Origin of the sequence: Nocardia sp. NPDC005978 (assembly GCF_040614455.1) — a bacterium.
Taxonomy (GTDB): Bacteria; Actinomycetota; Actinomycetes; order Mycobacteriales; family Mycobacteriaceae; genus Nocardia.
This window is the reverse complement of sequence record NZ_JBEXUS010000042.1, coordinates 41,663-67,120: the sequence shown is the minus strand read 5'-3', so window position 1 is coordinate 67,120 and position 25,458 is coordinate 41,663. Positions and strand designations below refer to the sequence as shown.

Here is a 25,458-nt window from a genome sequence, read left to right as displayed (position 1 = left end):
TCGACCGTGTCCGAAGGGACGTTCCAGCGGCCACCGGTATTTCCCCACATCGCTGCCGCTCAGCGTGCGGGAGAGATCTCCGCCGATCACGTGCAAGCGATCGTGAAGGTCCTGGACCGGATCCCCGCCAGCGTGGAACCGAAGCTCAAGGAACTCGCCGAGAAGACGTTGACCGACTTCGCGTGCGTCGGTGACCCCAAAGGCGTGACCCAAGCCGGTATCCGAGTCCTGGCCTACGCCGATCCGGATGGGGTGTTGACCGCGGACAAGGACCGTCAGCGGATGCGCGGGATCTGCATCGGGCGCCAGCGCGCGGATGGGATGTTCCCTATTTCGGGGTTGCTGACTCCGGAGTTGGGTGCGGTGTTCCTGCCGATGTTCGCCAAGTTCGCCCGCCCCGGCATGTGTAATCCCGATGATCCCGAGAGCCCGCACACGACCGCGCAACTCGGGATCGACACCGAAACCGAGACTGACGACAGTGACGCCGATGCTGCGACCGTCGCTGCTCGGAACGTGTTGCGGGCTGCTGCCAAGCGTGATCACCGCTCCGAAGCGCAGCGCAATCACGATGCGTTGCTGCGGTTCCTGCACCCGGACATGGGACCGACCAAGCTCGGGTATCACCGGGGGCTGCCGGTGTCGACCGTGGTCACCATGCGGTTGACGGACCTGGAGCAGCGTACCGGGCTCGCTACCACGAATACCGGTGGCACGCTCTCGATCACCGAAGCGATCAAGTTGGCCGCGCGTTCGACCCCGTACCTGGTGATCGTGGATGCCAACGGCCGCCCCCTGCACCTCTCACGCGGTCAACGCCTGGCCTCGGTAGAACAGCGCCTCGCACTCACCGCGGTCGAACGCGGGTGCACCCGCCCCGGATGCGACGCCCCCGCCACCCGCTCCGCGGTCCACCACATCAAAGAATGGGCCGATGGCGGCGAAACGGACATCGAGAACCTGACCTTCGCGTGCGATGCCTGCCACGCCCAGGTCAACACCGGCCCGAACGGCTGGAAAACCATAGTGATGCCCGAGGATTCGGAGCATCCGGGCAAAACCGGGTGGATATCCCCACCCCATATCGACCCAGCCCGCAGACCACGCGTGAATTTCAGTCATCACCCGCGTGTGCCGAGTCCTTCGGGTGTGCCGGGTATTCCGGCGCGGCGACTCTGCTAGAGCGCTGCCCTCCAGCCGGAACCCAAACCCCAAACCCCAACCCCAAGGGCTGAGAGCGGCATCGGTGTTCACTCCAGTGGCCGACGTAGCCCGAACCCGCACGCGCCGTGCGTCTTCCAGCGGGGTTCGGGAGGACAAGCAAGTACAACGCGGCAGTGCTGGTTACCTCGCCTGCCGTACCCGACCTCGGCTCCCCAGCTGGGAGCGCTTTCGTCCTTCCAGCGTGGCTGGATGGCCGTGGGAACCTTCTCGAGATCTACTGACAAAGATCCGTCATCGTTCAATGCCGGTACTGCCTCAGGTGGTGATTGTGGTGAGCGGTAGTCGATTCGAGGGTCGCTTGTACCCCCGCTGGTGGTGGATCACGTTTATCGGCCCGGTAGGGCTGGTACCGCCGTCGAGGCTCCCAACCCGGCTACGCTGCTACTCCGTTATCCAGGCTGCTTTGCCCCGGGAGGGCCGGAACCGCAGCCCGACCCTCCCCACCGCACTCCGCTGGTTCTCGTTATCCAGGCTGTTCTCCTTGTGGGGCTGGGACCGCAGCTTGCCCGCGACTGATCCCCGCTGGTTCTCGTTGTCCAGGCCGCTCTCCCAGAGGGGGCTGGAACCGCAGCCCGACCCCCCAACCGCCCCCGCTGGGTGTCTCGTTATCCAGGCTGCTCTTCCCCGGCAGGGCTGGAACCGCAGCCCACCCACCCAATCGCACCCCGCTGGTTCTCATTATCCTGTCGTCTCTCAACCCAGCCGGTCTCCCAACGCTCCGAATAACCCTCGCCCGCGCCCTCGAAAGGTGCCCACGAAAGCCTTCCCCCGAAAACGCAAGAATCACAACGCTCCTGCGGAAGCCAAAGTCGGGCACGGCACCCAACTCGACCCCGCTACCTGCTTTACCCTGCTCTCCCGAACCCCGCTGGAACGCAACGACACCACTCTCACCCTGCTACGAAGGCCACGGACTCACGCCCAACACATCCCGATGAATCCGCTCCACAACATCCCCCACACCCCACCCCACATCGATCCGAACCTCATCGACAAACCCCAATGGCTGCCACCCGTGATACCACCCCGCCATTTCCACAGCCCCGAACTCCCCCGCCTGCTTTCGCCCCGCATGCCGAACCAGCGTCTCTTCGAACGTCAGATCAAAACTGTAGTGAAACGCGAACTCCGCACGCCCCGACAGCCTTTCGAGCATGCCCCCGTAATGCCCGACACTGAGAATGCCCTCGACTACAACAACCAACCCCCGCTCGAGCCCGAACCCCGCGATACGCTCTATCAGCTCGACGTTCCCCCCGGACGGAGTGTCGTACTCCCGCAACATATGCCGCCGAACGATGTCCTGTGGCACGAGCAGACACCGCCCTCGCGGAAAGAGTCGCTGCACCGCACTCGCGACCGTCGACTTACCTGATCCCGAGTTGCCGCGGATCACCACCAGAATGCTCACGCGCGAGATCGATTCGTCAGAGCGTGCGTGAGTTTGGCGAGAAAGCGGGGCAGGTGCGGGTCCGAGTCGGGAACCGGCGTGAATGGATGCCAACGCCCGGAGCTGAATTCGGCGGGGTCGAGTGGGTAGGGAGTGGCCCGGTCGCCTCGGATGACATGCCAGAGGGTGATGTCGGTGTGGGGCGCCGGCAGCAGAACGGGGGTGACGGTGAGGAAGAACGGCGCAGCGCCGACCACGTCGAAGTCGGCGGTCAGGTTCAGTTCCTCCCGCGCTTCACGGCGGGCGGCGGTCAGTGGGTGTTCGCCGGGATCCACGTGGCCGCCCATGGGCAGGTCCAGGCCGGATTTCAGGTGCCGGCCCAGGAAGATGGATTCGGCGCCGGGATCGACGAGTACGGTGTAGACCACCAGGTGCGGCGACGGTGTGGCCGGTGGGATGCGGCGGTGGATGTCGTCCGTCGATGCGAGCCAGATGAGAGTTTGTGCGATATGGGCTTTTTCGCGATCGTCCCAGGGTTCGATGGCGGTGATGAGCTCGGCTACAGCGGCGGTAGGGGCAAGCATGACCGAATACCGTACTGCTCGGGTCCGACAGGTTTCGGCTGCCGGATGATCGGGCGCGTCAGCGGATGGCCACGCGTGCGCCCGCCGCCTCCAGTTTGTTCCTGGCGTTCTGGGCCGCGTCCTGACTGACCGCTTCCAGCACGGGCTTGGGCGCGGATTCGACCAGGTCCTTGGCTTCCTTGAGGCCCAGTCCCGGGATGAGTTCGCGCATTGCCTTGATGACCTGAATCTTCTTGTCGCCGAAGGATTCCAGGATGAGATCGAATTCCGTCTGCTCTTCGGCGGTATCCGCTACCGCGGTGGCGCCGTCACCGGCCGGTGCCGCGATGGGCACGGCGGCGGATACGTCGAATTGATTCTCGAAAGCTTTGAGGAATTCCGAAAGCTCCAGCAGCGTCATGTCTTTGAAGACGGTGAGCAGTTCTTCGATGGTCATCTTGGCCATGATGTACCCCTTGCAGCGCTGACCAGGCGGTACATCAATCATAGGCGCCGATTCCGCGCGGTGGCGCGGCATCGGGTCTCAGTTCGGCACGGAGGCCAGCGTGCCCAGGTAGTCGCGCTCGGCGGGCGAGAGCGGTCGCGGGGCTCCATCGCCGATGGTGACCAGTGTGGAAGTCGCTGCGAGATACGACAATTCCCCGTCGCGGATTTCATGGGTCAGGGTGAAGGAGCTGGTTCCGATGCGGGATACGGCGGTGGTCACCGTGACCGGTTCGGAGCGGAAGACCAGCGGCATGCGGTAGGTGAGGCGCTGATTCGCGACCACCACTCGCCAGTCGTCCGAGCCGTGCCGGGCGAGCAGGTCCGCGCGGGCCTCGTCGAGGTACTGGGCGAAGACCACGTTGTTCAGGTGCTGTAGCGCGTCCATATCGGTGCGCCGCAGTTGTATGGCGTAGGTGTGCATCAGGCGCTCAGCTCCTCGAGCATGGCGCGTTCCTCGTCCTGGAGCGGACGCGAGCGCTGGTTGACCGTGTCGAAGGCGACGAGTGTGCAGGTGGCGGTCGAGTACAGCACGTCCTCGTCGCGGATTTCCTGCACGAGGGTGAACGACGATCCGCCGAGCTTGGACAACCAGGTTTCCACCCGCACGGGGTCGGGCCGGTAGCGCAGTGGCTTCACGTAGTCGATGTCCATCTGCGCGACCACGCACGCTCCCGCGAGTCCCCCTCGCTCCCGGAAGACGTTGATCCGGGTTTCCTCCAGGTAGCGCAGGTGAACGGCATTGTGCACATGTCCGTCCGAGTCCATGTCGGACCACCGCAGGGGGCATAGGTAGAGGTGTCGGGCCATGGGGCATTCTTACCAAGCCCGGTGTCGGCTGTCCCGGACAGGTACGTCAGCGCGGGTGCAGCACGACCGGCAGGGCCGAGGGCGAGAGCACGAAATCCCGGTTCGAGGCGCGCACTCGATACCCGGCCACCGGTGTGGGCCGCCACCTGTTCAGCAGGGCTGCCGACGCCAATGCGATTTCCAGCATGGCGAAGTGATCGCCCAGGCATCGGCGCCGCCCGACGCCGAAGGACAGGCTGGCGAGCTTGGCCGTCTCCTCGGCGTGCTCGGGATCCCATCGCGATGGGTCGAAAGCGTCGGGGTCGCGGAAATACCGGGCATCGTGCTGCACCATGTACGGGCTGAACATGATCGGTGAGCCCGCCGGGATGGTCAGTTCGCCGATCGTGATGTCCGAGGTGGAGTTGGCGGCGCTGATCCACGGTCCCCAGTAGCGGATCACTTCCGCCACAATCTGTTTGAGGTACGGCAGGCGCGGCAGATGCTCGGGACGGACATCGCTCGCGCCGATGACGGCGTCGAGTTCGGTGTACAGCCGGTGCGCGACCTCCGGATGCCGCACTACTTCGTGCCAGAGCCAGCCCGCGAGTGAGGCCATCGATCCCACGCCGCCGGCGAGCATGAGGATCGCTTCGTCGATGATGTGTTCGTCGTCCAGGGTGGCGCCGGTCTCGGCGTCGGTGTGCCGGATGAGCGCGGAGATCACGTCGTTGAAATCCTGGTCGCGACGGCGGTATTCGGCGATGACCGCACCGACCGCACCACGCAGGTGGTTCGCCTTGCGCTGCCAGCGATGGTTGGCGAGGACGCGCAGGCGACGGATTCGGGGCGGGAGCGCGGTGCGCACGATCACCTGGCTCAGCAGCCACGGCACGCTGTCGCGGATCTCGCGGCGGGCGGCGGTGCCGAAATCGGCTTGGAACAGGGTGGAGGACACGGTGTCCAGCACCAGTCCGTGTGCTTCGTCCATGAGGTTCAGTCGCTGCCCCGCGGGCAGTCCCGCCGACCAGGCATTGGCGATATCGGCTGCGGCCTCGGCGTATTCGGCCAGGCGCGTCTGCCGCAACGAGGGCGCGATCATGCGGCGGCGGAGTTTGTGTTCTTCCCCGCGCAGCACGTTGACCGAGCCGCCCGCCACATCGGCGATGGCTTCGCGCAGGTCCTCTCGATCGAATTCGGCCGGTCCGAGCTGGACTTCGCGCACGAGTTCGGGGGTGGTGAGCAGATAGCCGTTCTTGCTGCCGAAGCGCACACGCACGATGGGACCCAGGCGCGGTAGAGCCCGGACGAAGCCGGGTGCGTCACTCAGCGCTCGCACGCTGTGCCCGAGGATCGGCAATTCGCCCGGCGCGGCGGGGATTTCGGCCAGCGAACGCGGCAACGGCAGCGGGGCGGCGGGCTCGGCTGCCTGCCGGTACGTCTCCACCAGGGCGTCGATGTGCCGCGATTGCCGCACCGAATTCCGCTGCTCCGCCAGCACGCCGCGCATGTCCGTCACGGCGGTGCGGTCGGCGGCCAGTTTGGCGATGGTCTCGATCAGGCCGGTGACCGAGGCATCGGGTGTGCGCACGCCACCGCCCGCGGGCACGGTTTCGTCGAGTGCGGGATCGCAGTAGATGATCGGCAGTCCGGCGGCCACGGCTTCCAGCAGCACCATGCCCTGGGTGTCGAAGCCGTCGGACGGGAACAGCAGGGCGTCCGCCGTCGTCATCGCGCGCAGGCATTCGGCCTGGGTCGCACGGCCGTGCAGTCGAATTCGCTCGGTGAGCCGGTGCGAGACGATGACGCCCGCTGCCGCGCCGCGCAGGTCGCCGTCGCCGTAGACGTCCAGGGTGCAATCGTCCGAGCGCCGGACCGCCTCGATGGCTTCCAGCAGTCGTTTCTCCGCCGAGAGTCGCCCGCACCAGATCAGCCGCAGTGGCCCGCCGGCCGGGCGTTCGGAGGGCACGAGATCGTCGAGCAGTGCGTCGTCCACGCCATTGGAGATCACTCGGATCGGGCGGGTGAGTCCGTGCCGCCGCAGCAGATCGGCGAAGTGCCCGGTCGGGGTGATCACTCGATCCGCTGCCTCGGCCTGCCCCACGATGGTCCACCAGGCGTGGCGCGCGGCCCGGGTCTCGACCTGGCGCGGCATGTGCTGCCGGTGTGGCACATAGCGACCGTGCAGGGCGCGCAGGGCCAGCGCTGCCGGGTAGGGCGCGGGGGAATTGTGCTCGAGGAAGACGTCGTCCCGGCTCTGCGCGCTGTGAACGAGCGGAATGCGATGCCGCCGAGCCGCTTTCAGTCCCGCGATGGCCACGCCGTAGGTGCTCTGGGTGTGCACCACGTCGACCGGCCCGCGCGCGGCGAAGACCGCGTCGATGAGCGCGGCGTTGCGCCGGGTGGGCAGTACCACGGCGAAGCCGTTCACCGCCGGTATCGAGAAGGCGTGCAGTTCCACCACATTCGGGTCACCGGAGCGGAAACCCGACGCGGGTGCGACGAAGAGCGTCACCCGGTGGCCCGCGCGTTCGAGACCGCCCCGCTGGGCCGCTATCGCGGTCTGGACGCCGCCGAGCGTGCCCGGGTGGTAGTCCACGAACATGGCGATGTGCATCACCGGCACTGTACCGATGCTGGACATTATCTGAAATGCCCATATTTCTTCGGGCTGGACGGTCTACTGGGCAGCACACACTGTCGAGGGGGTCGCACCCCCGCGTGGAAGGTAGCCCCTTGCGAATTGCTATCCCGCTCACCGGAACTCGTGGCGATGTGCATCCGATCGTCGCGCTCGGCGTCGAATTGCGGCGACGCGGGCACGAGGTGCTGATCGGGGCGCCGCCGAATCTGGTCGAGTTCGTCGAGTCCGCCGGACTCGCGGCTCGCGCGTGCGGCCCGGATGTACAGCAGCTGTACAGCTCCGAGCAGGGTCAGCGGGCGCTGGCGGCGGGAAACACGCTGCGGCTCATGCACATGGTGGCACAGCAAATGGCCGGCTATGCGGAGCAGATGAATCGGGAGGTCATCGAGGTCTGCGCCGGGGCCGATCTGATCGTCGCCAGCACCGTCACCGAGGATCGCGCGGCCTCGGTCGCCGAGGCCACGGGCATTCCGCTGATCGTGCTGCACTACTTCCCGATTCGAGCCAACGGCGCCTATCCGTTCCCGGGCGCGCTGCCGCCGCACTGGAATCCGCCCGCGCTGGTCAATCGCGCGACCTGGCTCTTCGCGGAGAATCTGCGCCGCGTGGTGTTCCTGCGATACCTCAATGCCCTGCGCACCACCCTCGGACTCCGCCGATCGTTGACCAGTCCGGCCGCGGCCCTGGCGCGCGCTCGGGTCACCGAGGTCCAGATCTACGATCCCGCATTGGTTCCGGGCCTGCCGGAGCAGTGGGACGAGCGCAGGCCGTTCACCGGATTCCTGTCCCTGGATCACGAGACCCGCACCGCGGTGGGCGATCTCGCGGGCGATCACGATGCGATCCTGTCCTGGATCGACGCGGGCGAGCCCCCGGTGTTCTTCGGATTCGGCAGCATGCCGATTCGCGACAGTGCCGCGGTGCTGGCCATGGTCGAACAGGTGTCCGCGGATCTCGGGGTGCGAGCGCTGGTGAGCGCCGGGTGGAGTGATCTCGACACCGCCGCCGCCCGGACGGGCCCGCATGTGAAGATCGTCGGCCCGTTCGCCTACGACGTGGCCTTCCCGCGCTGTGCGGCGGCGGTGCATCACGGCGGGATCGGCACGCTGTTCGAGAGTCTGCGGGCCGGATTGCCGACGCTGGTGTGCTCGGTCTCCTTCGAGCAGCCGATGTGGGGCGGGCAGGTCGAGCGGCTGGGACTGGGCGGGCACATCCCGTTCACGCGGCTGACGGCCGATCGGCTCCGCGCGGGCCTGGCTCCGCTGCTGAGCGACGAAAGCCGCGCTCGGGTAAGGGAATTCGCGCGCACGCTGCGCACCGAGGGCGCGGCCGAATACGCCGCCGACCTGGTCGAGGCCGCCGGGAAGTGACCACGCACCAGGTCGCGGACACGCTGGTCATGTTCCGGCGCAGTGCTCGCCGCACGCTGCGCAGTCCGGACACGCTCGTCATCTCGCTGACCATGCCGATTCTGGTGATGCTGCTGTTCACCTACGTCTTCGGCGGGGCCATCGAGGTCGGCGGACCCTATCTCGACTACGTGGTGCCCGGGATCATGCTGCTGTGCACGGGATTCGGCGCGTCCATCACCGCGACCGCGGTGTGCGCGGATATGGCCGGGGGCAGCATCGACCGGTTCCGGACGCTGCCGATGTTCCGGCAGGCGCTCATCGCCGGGCACGTGGTGGAGGGCGTGGTCCGGACGCTGGCGGCCATCGGCATCGCGGTGGGCGTGGCCGTGGCACTGGGCTATCGGCCCGGATCGGGGCCGTCGGGATGGCTCGGGGCGGCGGCGATCATCGCCCTGTTCGTCGTGGCGATCACCCTGATCGCGGTGGCGCTCGGTATGGCGGTGGACAATCCGGAGGCCGCGGGCGGACTGACCTACGCGATCACCTTCATTCCCTACGTCAGCAGCGCGTTCGTGCGGACGAGCACCATGCCGGGCTGGATGCGCGGATTCGCCGAACACCAGCCCGCCACCCCGGTGGTGGATACGGTGCGCGGTCTGCTGGACGCCACCGGGGCGGAACGCTGGACGGCGGCCGTGCTGTGGTGCGCGGTACTGGCCGGAGCCGGATTCGCCGGGGCGGGAACCGTTTACGCGCGACTCGCGCGCCGGTGATCAGGCGGTGCCGGCCACCGCCTGGGCGATCAGGGTCAGGTAGAGGGCGAGAATGAACAGCACGGGCGGAACGACGGGATAGTCCCGCTCGCGCGAGCGCAGGAATCGCGCCGCGGACGCGAAGGGAATCAACAGCAGCGCCACAGGAATACAGCCGATGACCGTTGCCGCTCCATCCAGTTCCCAGGGCCGCACGACCGCGATGTCGGCCGCGACCGCACCGGTGGCGAGCAGCAGGGATACCGCGATGCTGCCGCCGGTACCGAGCGCGTTCGAGTACAGCAGTTCACCGGGCCGGACATCGCGAGAGGTCTTGCGGGCGAACTCGAATTGCAGGAACGCCCCGGCGAAGATCAGCGCCACGGCCGCCGCGCGGGCGGTGACGACGGCGGTCCCGCTGTCGGCCGCCGAACACACCACGTACGCGGTCACCAGCAGCTGAACCGGGTACGTCACCACCAGATTCAGCAGAATACGGTCGCGCACCGTCGCCGAGAGCCGTTCGAGGCCCCACAGCAGCAGGCCGTAGCCCAGCACGACCGCGATCAGCGCACCCGAGGCCGGCGACAGCGCCAGGCTCGCGGAGACCGCGACCAGCGCGATGACGGCCATGGCGGCGCGCAGCTCACCCGCGTCGACCGCGCCGGTGACCAGCGGCCGGTCCGGATTGTGCACCCGGTCGTACCGCAGGTCCTTCTGCTCGTCCACCATGCGCAGGTACAGCAGCACGATGGCCACGATCGCGATGCGCGCGCAGGTCGCGCCCGTCGGCCGCCACCCGATATCGGGGTGCGATACCAGCGCGGCCGTTCCCTCCAGGGCGAGCACCCACAGCACCCCGTAGAGCAGGTAGTGCGGTTTGTACATCACCCGGGTGAAAGTGGCTATGCGCCCGAGGGATTCGAGTGGGCTCCGGCGGGTGGCGAGCGCTTCGGTCATGTCCGCTCCCCGGTCAGCGGCCGGTTCCACCCGTCCCAGCCGGTGAGCTCGGCGGCGGGGGTGCGCCGGGGTGCGGGGGTGTCCGGGCCGGGCAGCAGGTGCGCGACCGGCAGCAGCGCCACCTGGGTCGCCTCGGTGTCCGGGATGCCGAGCACCTCGGCGACCTCGTGCTCGTAGCGCAGGTGCGCGGTGGTCAGGGTGGCGCCCAGGCCGCGTTCGCGCAGGGCCAGCATGAAATTCCAGACCGCCGGATAGATCGAGCCGTAGAAGCTCGCCGCGCCCGGCACGGAAGGCTCGGCGGGCGGGCGGCCGAGCGCGCACACCACGACCAGCGCCGGGACCTCGTGCAGATGCTCTGCCAGGTAGCGGCCCGAGGCCAGATCCGCGAGCTGGTCCGGGCGCGGTGTGCGCGCGGACAGGTAGGCGGCGAAGCCTTTGCGGTAGTAGTCGGCGACCTGCCGTTTGAGATCGGAATCGCGGACGACCACGAAGCGCCAGGGCTGGCGGTTGGTGCCGCTGGGGGCGTAGGTGGCGATGTCGAGGCAGGCGAGCAGGTCGGCCGGGTCCACCGGGCGGGTCAGGTCCAAGCGGCGGCGGAAAGCGCGCGTGGTGGTGAGCAGGTCCAGGCCCATCAGCGGTCCGTTTCGTCGGTGGGCGCGGCGAATTCGAGGTCGATGCTCGCCGCGATCAGACCCTGCTGCTGGATCTCGCAGCGCACCACGGTGGCGTCGACGCCCGCGTCGGTGACCTCGGCGACGCACTCGGCGATGCGGTCGAGTTCGACGAAATGATGGAAGGTGCTGGTGACGCCGATCAGTCGGCGCAGGTTCGGCCGCAGGGCCACGAGCGCGGTCTGACGGCACGCCTCGATGAGCAGGTTGCCGGGCACGTGATCGAGTTGGTGGTCGAACAGAATCGGATGCGAGGTGTCGGCGACCAGTTCGGCCCGGGTGCGGCCGGCGGCCGTGACGGGCGGTCCGATCACCACGTTGCGCCAGTTCTCCCGGCCGACGACGGCGGCGGGTGCGCGTTCACCGACCCCGAGCGCGCCCTCGAAGTCACCCAGGCCCAGCTGCTTCCGGAACCCCGCGCGGATCGCGGCCCACTGCCCGGGCGCGACCCAGGAGAACGAGCCGTCGACCGTGGTCAAAGGCACACCGTCGCAGCCGATGTCGAGGACGAGGTCCAGTCCCTGCAGGTCGTCACCGCGATAGTGGGTACGCAGCGCGCGCACCCGCATGACCAGATCGGCGGGGGCGGAACCGATTTCCCAGGCCGCGGTGTCGGGTCCGGTGCCGTTGAAGGTGCGGACCAGGAAGGCGCGGTCGGTGGGAACGCCGTAGAACTCGTGCGTCACCGCGATGGACGCCTGCCGGGCCGCCTCCATCACCGCGACCAGGTCGTGCCGCAGGCCCAGCGCGCCGGCGTGATCGCCGTAATGGCCGTGCATGCGCGGCAATTGGGCCCCGACCAGGAAGGTGTCGGGGGCCAGGGTGTCCAGGGAGGTCACGAACACCTCCGCGATGGCGTGCCGGTGGGCCAGGGTCCGCGGGATGGTGCGGATATGGGTCGCCGTCATGGCCCGGGTGTGCATCACGGTCGTGCCTCCAACCAATCGTGCGCGCTGATCGGCCGCAGGGTCTGCGCCCGGGTGCCGACGCGCATGGGAAATACGTAGGACCCGAGCACGATCAGTGACCAGGGATCCAGGTCGCGGCCCGCGGACCACGCCGTCTCGAGCAGCCGGGCACAGTCCGCGTCGGAATCCGGTTCCGGCACACCGAGTTCGCCGCACAGGCGAGTGAGTGCGTCCGCGCGGTCGAAGCCGCGCGCGGGGACCGTGGCGTACAGCTCGTGCCCGAGCACCGCGGCCTCACCGGTGCGGTCCAGGCGCGCGGCGGCCTGCTCGAACACTCCCGTGCGCTCGCGCTCGTCGAAGTAGATGGCGAGTTCGCGCAGCACGTCGGCCGGATCGTCGGGCGAATGCACGAGATTGAGCAGGTAGCTGTGCCGCCCGAGCAGGTGGCGCAGCTCGCCCGGGCGGCGCTTGCGCGGGTCGGTGGCGCCCTTGGCGGCGGTGAGCCGCACCGGAACCGGCGGTTCGCCGTCCGGGGCGTGCACGACGAGCAACAGCACGTCGGAGATGCCGACCAGCAGATCGGCGAGGCGGCGGCGTTCCGGGGAGGCGATGTTCCAGGCGTAGTACCACAGGGCCCGGGCCACATGGCGATCCACCGCGACCCGGCGAGCGGCCACGACGCGGAAACCGTTGTCGCCGAGCCATTCCAGGGTGGGCTCCACCGCGCGGGCGACGATGGCGTCCGGTTTGAGCAGCAGCAGCGAGTGTTCGCGGGCGAAGCCGGTGGCATCCACGCCCAGGCGCTCGAGGTGTTCGACGGTCTCGAGCACGTAGGTGTCGCCGAGATAGGCCTCGACCTTGGCTCGCGACGGGGTCAGCGCGGACAGCAGGGTGCGTACCGGATCGGCCGTCACGCGCGACCGCCGATCTCGAGACGCGCCAGCATGTCCGCGATCGACGGCAACGGCAGGCCCAGGTAGCCCGAGTCCAGGCAGTGATCCAGGACCAGTCGCAGGTAATCCTTGCCGGTGGCCGGGGACAGCCGGTCCAGCAGGGCATCCGCGACGACCGTGTCGAACACCATGCGGCGCTTGAAGTAGCTGGTGTAGAGCGTGCCGATGCGCAGGTAGTACTCGCGCTCGATCGGATCGAGTTCCGCCGCCCGGAAAGTGGTTTCGGGGACGAAGGTGGCGACTTCGAAGGACGGGTATTCGGCCAGCACATCCGAGACCTCGCGCAGGGACAGGGTGTCGCGGCCCAGCGCGTGCATGGTCCGGCCGCAGACCGCGTCGAAACGCGTTGCGGCGGCGACGATCACCTCGGCGACGTGGTCGACCGGGGCGAGGGACAGGGTGGCGTCGTAGCGGCCGGGCAGGGTGCGGAATTTGCCCTCGACCATGAGCTTGACCACCGTGTACAGGTTCTTGTAGTCGCGAATGACGCCGGTGCGGCTGTCGCCGGTGACGATGCCGGGCCGCACGATCGTCCAGCGCAGTCCGCGGTCGCCGGCCGCGCGCACCAGCGCCTCGGCGCGGAACTTGCTCTCCTCGTATCCGTTTCCGAATCCGTGCCCGGCCGCGGCGGCCTCCTCCGGGATCGAGCCGCCGCGCATACCGCACACGTAGGCGGTGCTGACGTGCACCAGCGGGACGTCCCAGGCCAGGGCCAGGTCGATGGCGTGCGCGGCGCCGCGCACGTTCAATTCCTCGTAGACCTCGGCGGTGGCGTCGAACGCGGTGGTCGCCGCGCAGTGCACGATCAGCCCCACCCGGGCCCCGAGGGCGGTCAGCTCCGGCGCGGCCAGGCCGAAGCCCGGCCGGCGGATGTCCCCCGGTATCCGGTCGCCGAGCTCGAGCGGCGTGCCGTCGTTGCGGGTGATAGCCGAATTGCTGTGCAGCACAGCGGTGACCGGTCGCCCGGCCGCGTGCAGGCGGGCGACCACCTCGGCGCCGACCAGTCCGCTGGCACCGGTGACCAGCACGCCGTCTCCCCCGCTCATGCCGTGCCGCCCGGTGTGCGAAGACCGCCGCGCGGCCCGATCACGCGTGCACCGTCCGATCGACGAGCGCGATGACCGCGTCCACCCGCAGCACGTCCACCAGATCCTCGGGCCGGAAGCGGGGCAGGTCGAAGGCGCGTTCGAGGACCACCGTCAGTTCCATCAGGCGCAGGGAGTCGTAGCCCAGGTCCTCGATGAGCCGGTGCGCGCCGGTCACGGCCGCGGGCGGTTGCGGCGCCATGGCGGTCACGATGTCGCGGATCCGGGCGGCGCGGTCGGTGCTCATGAATGCTCGCTTTCCCGCAGATGCGGCTGATGTCCACCACTGGCGAGCAGGTCGCGGGTTTCGTCCAGCGGCAGATCGGTGTTCAGGTAGCCCGCCAGGCGCAGCCAGTCGTAGCCGATGGCCAGGGTGCGCTGCCATTGCTCGCGGGAGTCGAAGGAGGCCGGGAAGCCCTGAGCCGCATCGGGTTCCCCGGCGACGACGCGGGCCAGGCCGATGAACTCGTCGATGACGGCGAGGGCTTCGAGCGGCTCGCCGCCGTCGGCGAACAGCTCGGGGAACCGCACTCGCTGGGCGGCTTCCAGGGTGGCGAGCAGTTCGGCGCGGCGCGGGGTGCGCGCGGGCACCAGCCGGGCCAGCGCGGACAGCGGCGCCACGTCGGCGGGCAGCGGGTACACCCCGAACGCGGTCAGCACCACCCGGGTTCCCATGGCCAGCAGCCGATGCGCGGCGATGTCGGCGACCGCGCCCTGTGCGCTCTTGATGGCCCCGACCAGATCTTCGCGGGCGTTCTCCACCACCACGTTGGCCCACACCAGGTTCATGCCGCACTCGGCGAAGGTGGCGGCGGAAAACGGTGCGAGCGTGGCGATGTCGTCCTCGGGCACACCGCCCGCGAGACCCAGGGCGGGCGCGGCGGCGCTCGGCACCGGGGTGTAGGGCTTGGGCGGTTTGCACATGGCCAGTGCGGGTTCGACGGCTTCGGCCCCGCGCCACTGCAGCCCGACCAGGCCCAGGTGCACGAATTCGGCCAGGGCCGGGCCGATCTCGCGGGTGGCGCGGGCCAGGACGTCACGAATCGAGTGCCGGAACACCACCGAACGCCACGCCGCGGCGGCCGCGTCGGACAGGACGAAGACCTCCCGGTCCGCGCGCAGGACGTGTACGCGGGCGCCGATGGCCCACGTGGTGATCCGGGGCCTGCGGGTGAACACGATCTGGTGCGGGTCGTCGCAGACCGCCGCGCCGAGTTCGGCGGCCAGCATCAGCACCTGTTCCCAGCGGGCCTGATCCAGGACGGTGCGGGCTCCGGTGAGGGCGCGGTAGCGCACCACGTAATCGTGCGCGCCGATCCGATCCAGCTGGTGCGGCAGCCATTTGGTCTCGATGTAGGTCTCGCCGCGGCGGGCCGCCCAGCCCTTGACGGCCTGCTGCAAACCGTCCAGGGCCCATTCGGCGGACTCGGCTCGGGCGCCGAAGGCCCGCAGCGCGACCGCGAAACGCAGGTTCTGCACCGCGCGCCCGGCCCACCAGTCGGCCGCGATCGTGGCGAGGTCGTCGTGGGTGAGCACTCCGCGCAGTTCCGCGAGATCCACCGCGCCCTCGCGAATCACCGTGGCGCGCAGGAAACGCTGGCAGCGATTGAGCAGATCCTCGGTCGGCGCGATCGCGACCTCGATGAGCTGCCTGCGCAGCTGAGCCACCGAGCGGGTCCGCACCTCCACCCGCCGCCCGTCCAGGAACAGCACGGTCGGCAGCGTCGGCAACTCCTCCGATCCCGGGGATACCACGAGGAAGTCGATATCGGAGCCTTCGTTGCCGAAGCCCTCGGCGAGCGATCCCTCGAACAGCACCGCGGCCGCGCTCGGCACCGCGACGACTTCCAGGGCCGATTCCAGCAGTTGGCGCACGCGCTGCTCGGGCAGGCCCAGCGGTGCGCTCCCGTCGTGCACGAGCTCGCTCGCGTGCCTCAGCGCGCCGTCCAGGACGCCGTCGCGCAGCAGCTGCCACATGTGCCGGCGGCGCGGCTTGCCGCTCGAGGTGCGGCGGATGAGCCCCCGCGGGCCAGTGACGATGTGCACGGTGTGCGCGGGGCCCAGGTTGGCCCGAATGATTTTGCGGGCCTCGGTGATCCAGGGGCCGGGAGCCGCCTCCGCGAACAGCGCGATGCCCCGCTCCCCGGCGTCGGTGACGCCGACGGCGGCCAATTTCCCCTTGGTCAAACCCGTTTCCTGCGCGATCCGGGATTCGACGTCCTCCATGAAGACCGAGCGGCCGCGCACCTTGAGGCTCGCTCCCATGCGGCCGAGTACGAATACCTCACCGCGGTAGAGGAATCCGGCGTCACCGGTGTAGAGCCGCCCGCCGCTGAAATAGGTGGACGAGCCCGCTCCGGAGGCCCCGGAGTAGCCGAGGGCGACCGAATCGCCGGTGACCACGATCTCCCCGAGTACCCCGTCGGGCAGTTCGCGGCCCTCGTCGTCGACCACGGCGACCGTGCATTCGGGCGTCGAGGTCCCGAGTCCGGTGATCCAGCCCGCGCCGTCCACCCGGCGCGCGTCGTCGATGCGGGCTTCCTCGAGGACGGGCACTCGCCGGCCGAACCGCAGCGCCGGATTGTCGATGCGCAGCGCGACGATGGGCCGGTCGGGGATGGAGGCGGTGACCATGAGCGTCGCTTCGGCCAAGCCGTAGGCGAGGGTGTAGGCGTTCATCGAAAACCCCTGCGGCCTCGCAAGCTCCGCGAAAGCCTGAAGGTCGGCGACCTCCACCGGCTCGGCCCCCACGGCCAGGGTGCGCCACCCCGACAGGTCCAGCCCGGCGATGTCCTCGGGCCGCAGCCGATGCGCCACGTAGCCCAGCGCGAACGACGGCGACATCGAATGCTGTGCGCCCGCCGCGGCGCGGAGCCAGCGCAGCGGATCGCGCACGAACTGATCGGGACGCATGATGCGCAGCTCGGCCTGATTGGTCACCGTGGTCAGGAAGGTGCCGACCAGGCCCATGTCGTGATAGAGCGGCAGCCAGGACACCATGGCCTCGCCGGGCCGCCAATCCAGCAGGGCGCTGATCATGCCGATGTTGTTGGCCAGATTGGCCCAGCTCACCCGCACCCCGCGCGGGGTACCGGTGGACCCGGAGGTGAACTGCAGCAGCGCCACCTCCCCCGGTTCGGCGAGTTCGCGTGCGGCGGGCGCGGAGCCGAGGGTCTCCGCATCCACCACCAGCACCGCGTCGGCGCGGCCCGCCGCCGTCGCGGCCCGGCGCACGAAGGTCTCGAACTCCGGCGCGGTCACCACCAGGCGCGCGCCGGCCTGCTCCAGGATGCCCGCGAGCTGGGCGACGATCTGGTCCACGTCGCTGAACACCGGCGGGGCCACGGGGGTGAAGACGCCGCCGCAGGCCCACACCGCGTAGAACGCCGCGAAGCACGGAAACCCGGTCGGCATGAGCACGCAGGCCCCGTCGCCGGCGCCGAATCCCCGCTCCCGCATGCGCGCGGCGATGGCCCAGCTCTGCTCGGCGATCTCGGCGTAACTGCGGTACTCCCAGCCGTCGGCGTCGTCAGCGAGGTGGATGCCGGTGTCGCGTGCGGGGTCGACGAGCCAATCCCGCACGCGCGCAATGTCTTCGGCGTAGGTCATCAGGGTCGATCTCCTTCGGCGAGCACGGTGACCGTGCCGTTGACGCCATCGACGCGCAGGCGCATACCCGTGCGCAGGCGGGTGGCGGCGTCCTTGACCTGGACCACGGTCGGCACGCCCAGTTCGCGCGCGACGATGGCCACGTGGGTGAGCGGACTGCCGCGCTCGATGACCAGCGCGGTGGCCGAGGGCAGCGCGGCCACCCAGCCCGGATCGGTGCGGTAGGCGACCAGGATTCCGCCCGCGACGTCACGCGGCGCGTCCACCACCACCGCCGGGCCCTCGACCACGCCCGCCGCCGAGGGCGTGCCGGTCAGCACGGTGCCGGCGGTCGCGGCGGCGGTGGCGGTGCGCGGCACCCAGCCCTGGGCGGCCAGTTCGGCCCGGCCCAGGCGCGGTCCGGCGGTGTGGAAGCGGGCGGGCGCCACCAGCGTGGCATCTCTGGCGCGCAACGCTTTCCGGGCGGCGACGAGATCGCGCAGGCCCGCGGTGTCCGCGCCCTCGTAGCAGGCGCGCAGCTCCTGGACGGTCAGCTGGAAGACGTCCGCGAACTCGTCCAGGACGCCGCGGGCGGCCAGGTCCCGGCCCATCACCCGGATCAGGCGTTTGATCATGCCGAAGGCCCGGGTGCGACAGAAGCGCAGGCTCTCGCGATGCGCGGCGCAGCGAGAGGTCTTGGCGCGCAAGCCTTCGTAGAGGCGGCGGCGCAGTCCGCTCAGGTGGTCGTCCAGGTAGGCATCCGCCTCGGCCGATCGGCTCGGCCCGGTAGTGTCGCCGGCGCGACCGGCGGCGCTGCGCAGCATGGTGAACAGCGCGGCCGGATCCTCGCGCAGATCCGGGGTCTCGAGTTTGAGCTCGTCCAGGCTGCGATAGCCGTAGCGGTCGATGTACTCCTCGACCCGGGCCAGGAAGTCGGTGTGGTCACCCTCGCGCAGGCGCTGGTAAACCTGTTCCGGCGCGGTGGAATCGACGATGGCGGTCAGCTCGTCGTCGGCGCGCACCAGCCGGGCGAGTTCGGTCATGGCGCGGGCGGGCTCGGCCGATTCGACATCGGCGCCCGGGCCGACGACCGCGTACAGGAACCACTCCGGGGCCCGGGGCAGCAGCAGTTTCGTGAGCAGGTACGTGCAGCCGGTGAGCGTGAGCAGGATGGCGTCCAGCACCATCATCGGGCCCCAGCGTTCGACCAGGTCGTGATCCACCCTGCGATAGGCGGCGTAGGCCTGCGGGCCGGTCGGCCCGGCGTGGTCGAGGGCGTCGAATTCGTCGTAGACGCGGTAGAACTCGGCGCTGAAGCGCTCCATCATGGCGTCGATGGTCGCGATGCGGCGCACGTAGACGGCCGTGGTCCGCGCGCGCGAGCGCAGCCGGGCGACGGTGCTGTCGAAGGTGAAGGGCCGCAGCGTCTTCGCCAGCTCGTCGGGCAGGGGTTCGGCCACGCCGAGCGCGGCCTCGAGCACCTTGCGATTGAGCGGATAGCCGGGCGCGATGCCGACCATGCGATACCAGTGCAGCAGGTTGTAGTAGACGTGACCGTGAAAGGTGCCCAGCAGCACCGGGGTCCAGGCATCGGTCTGGGCGAGCTGTGCGGCGGGAACCCGCAGCGAACGCGCGTAGCCCCGGTACACGCGGCCGTAGATGTCTGCGGCGGTGGTGTAGGTCAGCGGGGAGGTGATGCCGCTGAAACTCTCGATGATGTTGGAGTTGTCCCAGATGCGCTGCTCCCCCGCCGGAATCGTCTCGCCCGCGCCGCGCAGCTCGGCGGTGCGGCCCGCGATGTCCGGCGCGGCCAGGGTGGTGATCGGCCGGGACTGCAGCACCCACACCCCGGTGTCGTCGATGGCCCACTCGATGTCCTGCGGTGCGCCGCGGTGGGTTTCGAGTTCGCGGGCGATGTCGGTCAGCTCCGCGAGCTCGGCGGCGGAGAGCACCGGCGCGACGCGCAGGTCCGCCTCGACCTCGCGCCGCACCCAGCCCTGGCCGGCATCGGGTTCGTAGCGGCAGTCCTTGTCGCCGAGGACGACGTCGAGGATCGTGCCGTCGAGCTTGTCCACCGTGGTCGAATCCGCGTCCACCGCACCGGACACCAGCGCCTCGCCCAGCCCGTACACCGCGCTGATGACCACTTCGTCCCGAGCGCCGGTGGCGGGGTTGGCGGTGAACGCCACGCCACTGACCCGGGCGGCGATCAACCGCTGCAGCACCACCGCGGGGACCGCGGCGCGCGGCAGGTCCCGGGCAAAGGCGTAGCGGATGGCCCGCTCGGAGAAGGCCGAGGCCCAGCAGTCGCGCACCCGCGCGGCCGCGGCTTCGACACCGCGCACATTGAGGTAGGTATCGAACTGCCCGGCAAAGGAATTGGCGGCACCGTCCTCGGCGTGCACCGAGGATCGCACCGCGATCGGGTCCGCGCCCACGCGTTCGACCGCCTCGGCGAAGACCTCGAACACCGGCCCGCGCAGCGGTGCGCCCGCCACCGCCGCACGCAGCTCCGCCCCCCGGGCGAGCGCCGGTTCCAGGTCGGTCAGGGCCGCGAATTCCGCTATGGCCGTGGTCAATCCGGCATCGGCGGCGAATCTCTCGAAGACATCGCCGCCGAGCACCGCCCAGTCCGGCACCCGCACCCCGCCGTCGTACAGTGCGAACAGCCCACGCGCCTTGCCGCCCGCGAGTTCATCGATCACCGCCGAATCGGACCACGGACCAAGCACCTGCACTCTGCTCTCCCATCACCCCCGATCGCGCCGGCGCACGGTGCCCGGCTCGGCCGCGGGGCCGAACAAGATCGAGGTTCACTCTCTGGATAGCCTATGTTTCAGATGTGCGCCAGCCCACAGTTTTCGGGTCTGGAGCACATCGGCTATCGATCCCGCGCGAAGGAGAGTGCGCGACAGGGGCGTCCAGGCCGGAACCGCCGAGAGTGCCTGCGGCGGTTCCGGACTCGGGCCGCGCTCGCGATCAGTGCGCGAGCTTGAGGCCGACCACGCCGCCGACGATCAGGATGAGCAGGGCGATCTTCACCGCTGAAGCGCTCTCGGCGCCCGTCGCCATGGCGTAGGTGACGGTCAGCACCGCGCCGATGCCCACCCACACCGCGTACGAGGTGCCGACCGGCAGGGTGCGCATCGCGTAGGCGAGCCCGGCCATGGACAGCACGAGAGCGGTCGCGAACACCGCCGAGGGTGCGAGTTTCGTGAAACCTTCGGACTTCCCGAGGGCGGTCGCCCACACGGCCTCGAGTACGCCGGAAATCACCAGAACCAACCACGCCATGACAACAATCCCCTTTCAGGAACTACCGTCTTGTCACGTCTGGGTACGGTCGCAATCGTCCAGTGAATCGCGGTGCGCGACTCCCTTCGACCGTACCCAATGGATCGGCTCTCAGGTGGAGACACTCCTCACCATTGCACAATCACACCGGTGCGCAGTAGGTAACACACCGGAAATGGCCTGGCTAACGCCGGGTTTCGGCGCACCGGCCCGCGCGGCTAGTCCTCGAGCAGGCGCTTGGGGTGCATGCCGTCCACCTGGCCGATGAACGGCGGGTGGATGTTGTAGCCGAGCATGCGGCGAATGTCCTCGTCGACCACGCGCGCGATCTCGCGCGGGGTGGACAGGGTGAACGCCTCCTGCGGGCGCAGCCAGGGCTCGCAGTACTGGGCCGTCGCCGCCAGCCGGGGCGCGCCCGAGCGATTGGGACCGCCGCCGTGCCACAGCGTGCCGAGGAAGAACACGCACGATCCGGCGGACATGACGACCGGCCGGCGATCCGCCGAACCCGGTTGCGGGAGTTCGGAACCCCACCGGTGACTGCCGGGCACGATCTCGGTCGCGCCGTTGTCCGCGGTGAAGTCATCGATGGCCCAGATGGTCGCGGCGCTGAGCGCGGGGCGCGGGCGCGGCAGCGGATAGAAGCCGTCGTCGGTGTGCAGCATCTGGGCGGCCTCACCGGGCAGGATGTTGATGATCTGCAGCATGGACAGCAGGTAGTTGGGCATGAGCAGCCGGTCCAGCAGCGCGAGCACCCGCGGGTGGGCGGCCATGCGGTCGCAGGTGCGGGTCTTGTTCAGGACGCTGTACACGCGCTGGGTGGCGTGGCCCTCGAAATTGTTGCGGCCCTTGAGGTCCAGCAGCGGATCCACGTCGGCGCGAATGGCGCGCAGCTCCGCCGCGGTGAGCAGGTCCGGCAGGATGACGTAGCCGTCGCGCAGCACGGCTTCGACGTCGGCATCCGCCACCGCGGGATCGACATCCTGTCCGCCGCTGGGCGTGCGGCGATACTTTCCGGCCAGGTCACCGGCCAGATCGGTGACGGAGGAGACTTCGGCGCTCACGGGCGTTCCCCTAACATAACTGAGTTCTGTTATGGTTCGGAGCATGGCACGGGCTCCACTCGGACGTCAACAACTTCTCGACGCCGCGCGCGCGGAACTGCTCGCCGGGAACGGCGTGGTGGATCTCAACGCCCTCAAACGGCGGTCCGGACTGAGCACCGGGGCGCTCTACCACCACTTCGGCTCCAAAGCCGGTCTACTGGTGGCCATCTACGAGGAATTCCACGCCGGACTGGTCGCCGCCATCGCGGACGAGACACTCCCGGCCGGTGTGGGCTGGGCCGCGCGAGAGCGCGCGCGGACCCGCAATTTCGTGGCCTACCACTTCGCCGAACCGCTCGCCGAACTCCTGCTCGGGCGAATCAGCACCGAACCCGAAGTCGCCGAGGTCGACGCCGCCAACCTCGCGCGCGTCATCGAATCGGCGGGCCGCAACATCCGGCAGGGCCAGCGCAGCGGCGAACTCGACGCGAGCATCGACCCCGACCTGGCCGGAGCCTGCGTCATGGGCGCGATCCGGCACGGCATCGCCGAGCAACTTCGCCGCCACCCTCGGCCCGCGGTGGACGAGACGACCGGCGAACTCTGGCGGTTCGTCGCGGCGGCGGTCGGCGCCGAGTAACGCGCCCCGACGCCGCACGCCCATCCGACCTGCGGCTATGGGTAACACCACACCCCGCGCGGCCGATATTCCGTCTGCCAGAAACGGCGTATACGGTGGAGTCCGGCACCAGCGTCCACACCGAACGGGACCCATGGGTAATACCGTTGCACTGCTCAGAGCGTGGTGGCGAGATCCGGTAGACCACCGCTGGCTAACTCACGTGCTCGAATCCCATTCCACGGTGCCGCTGCAACGCGCGGTCGTCGGCATGGGCGGGCTGCTCTTCGCGGTCATCGCCGTGGCCGCCTCGTTCTCCAGCGCCGGGCCACGGCACCTCGCCGGAGATGTCATCATGCTCGGCATCGCGCTCGGCGCGCTGCTGTGGGCGTTGCGCTGGTGGCTGTTGCCCTGGCCGAGCCAACGCGAATCGCTGCTGATGTTCGCCGCGGCCGACGTCATGATCACCGTGGCCTGTTTGCAGGACTCCGATCGGGTGTACGGCGCGCTGGGAGCCATGCTGCTGGTCGTCACCGGCGGATATCTGACGTTCTTCCACAGCCCCAAAGTCCTTGCGGCGCACGCGGCCTGGTCGCTGCTCTCGGTTCTGGTGCTGTCGGCGCGGATGGTGGCGGGCAGCGGTGACTTCCCGCTCGCCGTCGTCGTCGTGCTGACCATGGTGAGCGCGGTGGTGGTGACCCTGCCGTCCCTGCAATTCATGTTCTGGCTGGTCCGGGTGGAATCGCTGTCCGATCCGCTGACCAGGCTGCTGAATCGGCGCGGGCTGGAATTCCAGCTCTCCGGCATGTTCGGGGTGCGGGACCGGCCCGGCATCTGCGTCATGGTCGCCGACCTCGACCAGTTCAAAGGCGTGAACGACCTGCTCGGCCATCCCGCGGGCGATCGGGTGCTGATCCGCACCGCCGAACTGCTCTCCTCGCTCGCCGGGGACGACATGGTGGTCTCGCGCACCGGCGGCGAAGAGTTCGCGCTGGTCGGCTACCTCGATCCGCAGGCGGCCCTGGCCCAGGCGGAAACCGTGCGGCACGCGGTGGCCGCGGACCCCGACATCCCGGTGACGGTGAGCATCGGGATCGCCGCCTACGACGGGCGCATCGGGCCCAGGCCCACCCCCGACGAGCTGCTGCGGCGCGCGGATACCGCGATGTACCGGGCCAAACGCGGGGGCGGAAATCAGGTGTTCGTGTGCGATCGGACGTCTCCGCCCGTGCGCGGGCGCTGAACGGTGCCGGGCTCGCCGGGAGTCCAGTCCAGAATCGGGGCCAGCGCCCGTGCCTGCGCCGACGCGGGCATCGCGCGCATGACCACATCGCGCGCGGCCGCCAGCAGCGGGGTGGACAACTGGGCGACCGTGCCGATCCGCGCCGAGCGGTCCGCGATCATCCGCGTGCGCGGGCGGCGTTCGGCGTCGTACGCGCTCAACTTCCCGCCGGTGGCGACCACCCGCGCGAGCACGACCGCGTCCTCCAGGGCCTGGCAGGCGCCCTGGCCGAGGTTGGGGGTCATGGCGTGGGCGGCGTCGCCGACCAGAACGAGCCGGCCCGAGACATAGGTGTCCAGGGGCGGGAGTTCGTAGATGTCGTTGCGCAGCACCGTGTCCGCGTCCGCGGCGGCCAGCAGCGCGGGGATCGGCGCGTGCCAGTCCCGGAAGCGGCGGCGGAGTTCGGGCAGGCCGCCGTCGGGGGCTCCCGCGGGGATGTTCGCCGCGGCGAAGCAGTACACCCGGCCGTCCGCGAGCGCGGCGAAGCCGAAACGCTCACCGCGACCCCAGCTTTCACCGAGGTCACCGAGGGGCTCGGTGGGGGTGACCACCATCCGCCAGGCGGTGTAGCCGCTGTAGCGCGGTTCGACCACGCCGCACACGGCGCGGCGCACCACGCTGTGAATGCCGTCCGCGCCCACGACCACGTCGCCGCGCGAGACCCCCGCCGAGTGCAGCACCGAACCGTCGGCCCGCGCCTCGGTCACGGAAATGCCGGTGCGCACGGCGGATTCGGGGGCCGCGGCGCGCAGGATCTCCAGCAGATCGGCACGATGCAGGACCACGGGGCTGCCGTGGCGGGCGCGCAGGGCGGCGGTGTCCGTGCGCGAGAGCCAGCGGCCGCGCGCGTCACGGATTCCGGCGGCGGCATCCTCGACGGCGCGCTCCCGGATCCGCTCCCCCACGCCGAGCTCGTCGAGTGCGCGCAAAGCGTTGGACCACAGCGAGATTCCCGCGCCGACCGCGGTCAGCTCCGGGGCGCGCTCGAGCACCTCGACCTCCCAGCCCCGGCGGTCGAACGCGATGGCCGTTGCCAGACCGGCGATTCCGCCGCCGACGATGAGCGCTTTCGACATGGCGCACTTCCCTTCGATCCCGGCTCCGATGGGGAGCCCGATACAGGGAAGTTACTACAGGTGTAGTTTCAACACTACCGATGTAGTGGAATTCACTACTGATGTAGTGTCCAGGGATGCCCACCAAGCGGGAACAGATACTGGACGCCGCGATCGAACTGCTCGGCACCCGCGGTCCGCGCGCACTGACCCATCGCGCGGTGGACAGCCTGGCCGAGATGCCGGCCGGATCGGCCTCCAACTACTTCCGCACCCGTGAGGCCCTGCTCTGCGGCATCGCCGAACGCCTCGAGGAACGCGATTACGCGGATTGGAACGCCATGAGCCGAACCCCCGCACCCGCCACCCTCACCCAACTCGCCGACGGCCTGGCCACGGTGCTGACCCACGCGGTGCGCACCGACCGCACCCGGACCCTGGCGCGCTACGCGCTGTTCCTCGAGGCCCAGACCGTGCCCGCGCTACAGGAGAGCGTGCGACGCGGTCACGAACGCCTGACCGCCTGGATAGCGGACATGATCGGCAATATTTCCCCCGGCAATACCGACGCCAAGCTGCTCGTCGACTACCTGGACGGTGCCGCCCTCCATGAATTGACCAGCCCCGCAACGAATTTCGACCCGCACGCCACGGTGAACCGCATCGTGCGGGCGCTGCTGAGCTGAGTCCTGCGGCCCCGGCTCCGGGCCCGTTGGCGTGGTCATGGCGCGCGGTAGCCGACCCCGATGGCACGAACAGACCCGGTCCGACGGGAGCGG

At 69.5% G+C, this 25,458-nt stretch carries 23 protein-coding genes; 6 read left to right on the top strand and 17 right to left on the bottom strand.

Features of this window, described 5'->3' with window-relative positions; genetic code table 11:
* The coding region (locus ABZ319_RS20535) for a DUF222 domain-containing protein (protein WP_354988031.1) at positions 1–1,182 on the top strand (1,182 nt) is incomplete at its 5' end.
* A 940-nt stretch (positions 1,183–2,122) separates the two neighbouring features.
* Here the strand turns inward: ABZ319_RS20535 and ABZ319_RS20530 are convergent.
* The 6 genes from ABZ319_RS20530 to ABZ319_RS20505 form a co-directional block, all read right to left on the bottom strand.
* Positions 2,123–2,635 carry a hypothetical protein gene (locus ABZ319_RS20530; RefSeq protein ID WP_354988030.1) on the bottom strand — a complete coding sequence of 171 codons (513 nt, stop codon included), beginning with the start codon at positions 2,633–2,635 and terminating at the stop codon, positions 2,123–2,125.
* Positions 2,632–3,198, bottom strand: coding sequence for an NUDIX domain-containing protein (locus ABZ319_RS20525; protein WP_354988029.1), 567 nt, complete (start codon positions 3,196–3,198; stop codon positions 2,632–2,634). The genes ABZ319_RS20530 and ABZ319_RS20525 overlap by 4 nt, the downstream gene beginning before the upstream one ends.
* Before the next feature lie 58 nt (positions 3,199–3,256).
* A complete protein-coding gene (rplL, locus tag ABZ319_RS20520) occupies positions 3,257–3,643 on the bottom strand; it encodes a 50S ribosomal protein L7/L12 (RefSeq protein WP_354988028.1) in 387 nt (128 codons plus the stop codon).
* A 78-nt stretch (positions 3,644–3,721) separates the two neighbouring features.
* Positions 3,722–4,105, bottom strand: coding sequence for a thioesterase family protein (locus ABZ319_RS20515; protein ID WP_354988027.1), 384 nt, complete (start codon positions 4,103–4,105; stop codon positions 3,722–3,724).
* Complete coding sequence (locus tag ABZ319_RS20510) at positions 4,105–4,491, bottom strand: thioesterase family protein (protein WP_354988026.1); 387 nt, start codon at positions 4,489–4,491, stop codon at positions 4,105–4,107. The genes ABZ319_RS20515 and ABZ319_RS20510 overlap by 1 nt, the downstream gene beginning before the upstream one ends.
* A 46-nt stretch (positions 4,492–4,537) precedes the next feature.
* Entirely contained in the window at positions 4,538–7,087 is a 2,550-nt protein-coding gene (locus tag ABZ319_RS20505) for a cytochrome P450 (protein ID WP_354988025.1), read from the bottom strand.
* A gap of 119 nt (positions 7,088–7,206) precedes the next feature.
* Between ABZ319_RS20505 and ABZ319_RS20500 the strand changes: the two genes are divergently transcribed.
* The gene (locus ABZ319_RS20500) at positions 7,207–8,484 is read left to right on the top strand and encodes a glycosyltransferase (protein WP_354988024.1); all 1,278 of its coding nucleotides are present in this window, start codon (positions 7,207–7,209) and stop codon (positions 8,482–8,484) included.
* Complete coding sequence (locus tag ABZ319_RS20495; RefSeq protein ID WP_354988023.1) at positions 8,481–9,239, top strand: ABC transporter permease; 759 nt, start codon at positions 8,481–8,483, stop codon at positions 9,237–9,239. Before ABZ319_RS20500 ends, ABZ319_RS20495 begins: the two co-directional genes overlap by 4 nt.
* On the opposite strand, the gene ABZ319_RS20490 is transcribed toward ABZ319_RS20495, so the two are convergent.
* The 10 genes from ABZ319_RS20490 to ABZ319_RS20445 form a co-directional block, all read right to left on the bottom strand.
* The gene (locus ABZ319_RS20490) at positions 9,240–10,178 is read right to left on the bottom strand and encodes a hypothetical protein (protein WP_354988022.1); all 939 of its coding nucleotides are present in this window, start codon (positions 10,176–10,178) and stop codon (positions 9,240–9,242) included. It lies immediately after the preceding gene.
* Complete coding sequence (locus tag ABZ319_RS20485) at positions 10,175–10,810, bottom strand: nitroreductase family protein (protein ID WP_354988021.1); 636 nt, start codon at positions 10,808–10,810, stop codon at positions 10,175–10,177. The genes ABZ319_RS20490 and ABZ319_RS20485 overlap by 4 nt, the downstream gene beginning before the upstream one ends.
* Positions 10,810–11,772 carry a ScbA/BarX family gamma-butyrolactone biosynthesis protein gene (locus ABZ319_RS20480; RefSeq protein WP_354988038.1) on the bottom strand — a complete coding sequence of 321 codons (963 nt, stop codon included), beginning with the start codon at positions 11,770–11,772 and terminating at the stop codon, positions 10,810–10,812. Before ABZ319_RS20480 ends, ABZ319_RS20485 begins: the two co-directional genes overlap by 1 nt.
* Positions 11,772–12,671: a nucleoside-diphosphate kinase gene (locus ABZ319_RS20475; protein WP_354988020.1), complete on the bottom strand. Its 900-nt coding sequence runs from the start codon at positions 12,669–12,671 to the stop codon at positions 11,772–11,774. The genes ABZ319_RS20480 and ABZ319_RS20475 overlap by 1 nt, the downstream gene beginning before the upstream one ends.
* Positions 12,668–13,756, bottom strand: a complete 1,089-nt coding sequence (locus ABZ319_RS20470) for an SDR family oxidoreductase (RefSeq protein ID WP_354988019.1) — start codon at positions 13,754–13,756, stop codon at positions 12,668–12,670. Before ABZ319_RS20470 ends, ABZ319_RS20475 begins: the two co-directional genes overlap by 4 nt.
* Before the next feature lie 40 nt (positions 13,757–13,796).
* The gene (locus tag ABZ319_RS20465; protein ID WP_354988018.1) at positions 13,797–14,042 is read right to left on the bottom strand and encodes an acyl carrier protein; all 246 of its coding nucleotides are present in this window, start codon (positions 14,040–14,042) and stop codon (positions 13,797–13,799) included.
* Complete coding sequence (locus ABZ319_RS20460; RefSeq protein ID WP_354988017.1) at positions 14,039–17,404, bottom strand: AMP-binding protein; 3,366 nt, start codon at positions 17,402–17,404, stop codon at positions 14,039–14,041. The genes ABZ319_RS20465 and ABZ319_RS20460 overlap by 4 nt, the downstream gene beginning before the upstream one ends.
* A complete protein-coding gene (locus tag ABZ319_RS20455) occupies positions 17,404–20,121 on the bottom strand; it encodes a phosphoenolpyruvate synthase (protein WP_354988016.1) in 2,718 nt (905 codons plus the stop codon). Before ABZ319_RS20455 ends, ABZ319_RS20460 begins: the two co-directional genes overlap by 1 nt.
* Before the next feature lie 241 nt (positions 20,122–20,362).
* Entirely contained in the window at positions 20,363–20,677 is a 315-nt protein-coding gene (locus ABZ319_RS20450; protein ID WP_354988015.1) for an SMR family transporter, read from the bottom strand.
* Positions 20,678–20,895: 218 nt separating this feature from the next.
* A complete protein-coding gene (locus ABZ319_RS20445; protein WP_354988014.1) occupies positions 20,896–21,741 on the bottom strand; it encodes a phytanoyl-CoA dioxygenase family protein in 846 nt (281 codons plus the stop codon).
* A gap of 43 nt (positions 21,742–21,784) precedes the next feature.
* Between ABZ319_RS20445 and ABZ319_RS20440 the strand changes: the two genes are divergently transcribed.
* Both ABZ319_RS20440 and ABZ319_RS20435 read left to right on the top strand, forming a co-directional pair.
* Complete coding sequence (locus tag ABZ319_RS20440) at positions 21,785–22,363, top strand: TetR/AcrR family transcriptional regulator (RefSeq protein ID WP_354988013.1); 579 nt, start codon at positions 21,785–21,787, stop codon at positions 22,361–22,363.
* 202 nt (positions 22,364–22,565) lie between these two features.
* Positions 22,566–23,585, top strand: coding sequence for a GGDEF domain-containing protein (locus tag ABZ319_RS20435; RefSeq protein ID WP_354988012.1), 1,020 nt, complete (start codon positions 22,566–22,568; stop codon positions 23,583–23,585).
* Here ABZ319_RS20435 and ABZ319_RS20430 read toward each other — a convergent pair.
* Positions 23,537–24,700: an FAD-dependent monooxygenase gene (locus ABZ319_RS20430; protein ID WP_354988011.1), complete on the bottom strand. Its 1,164-nt coding sequence runs from the start codon at positions 24,698–24,700 to the stop codon at positions 23,537–23,539. The genes ABZ319_RS20435 and ABZ319_RS20430 overlap by 49 nt on opposite strands.
* A gap of 116 nt (positions 24,701–24,816) precedes the next feature.
* Between ABZ319_RS20430 and ABZ319_RS20425 the strand changes: the two genes are divergently transcribed.
* On the top strand, positions 24,817–25,365 hold the full coding sequence (locus ABZ319_RS20425; RefSeq protein WP_354988010.1) for a TetR family transcriptional regulator: 549 nt from the start codon (positions 24,817–24,819) through the stop codon (positions 25,363–25,365).
* Positions 25,366–25,458: the final 93 nt, after the last annotated feature.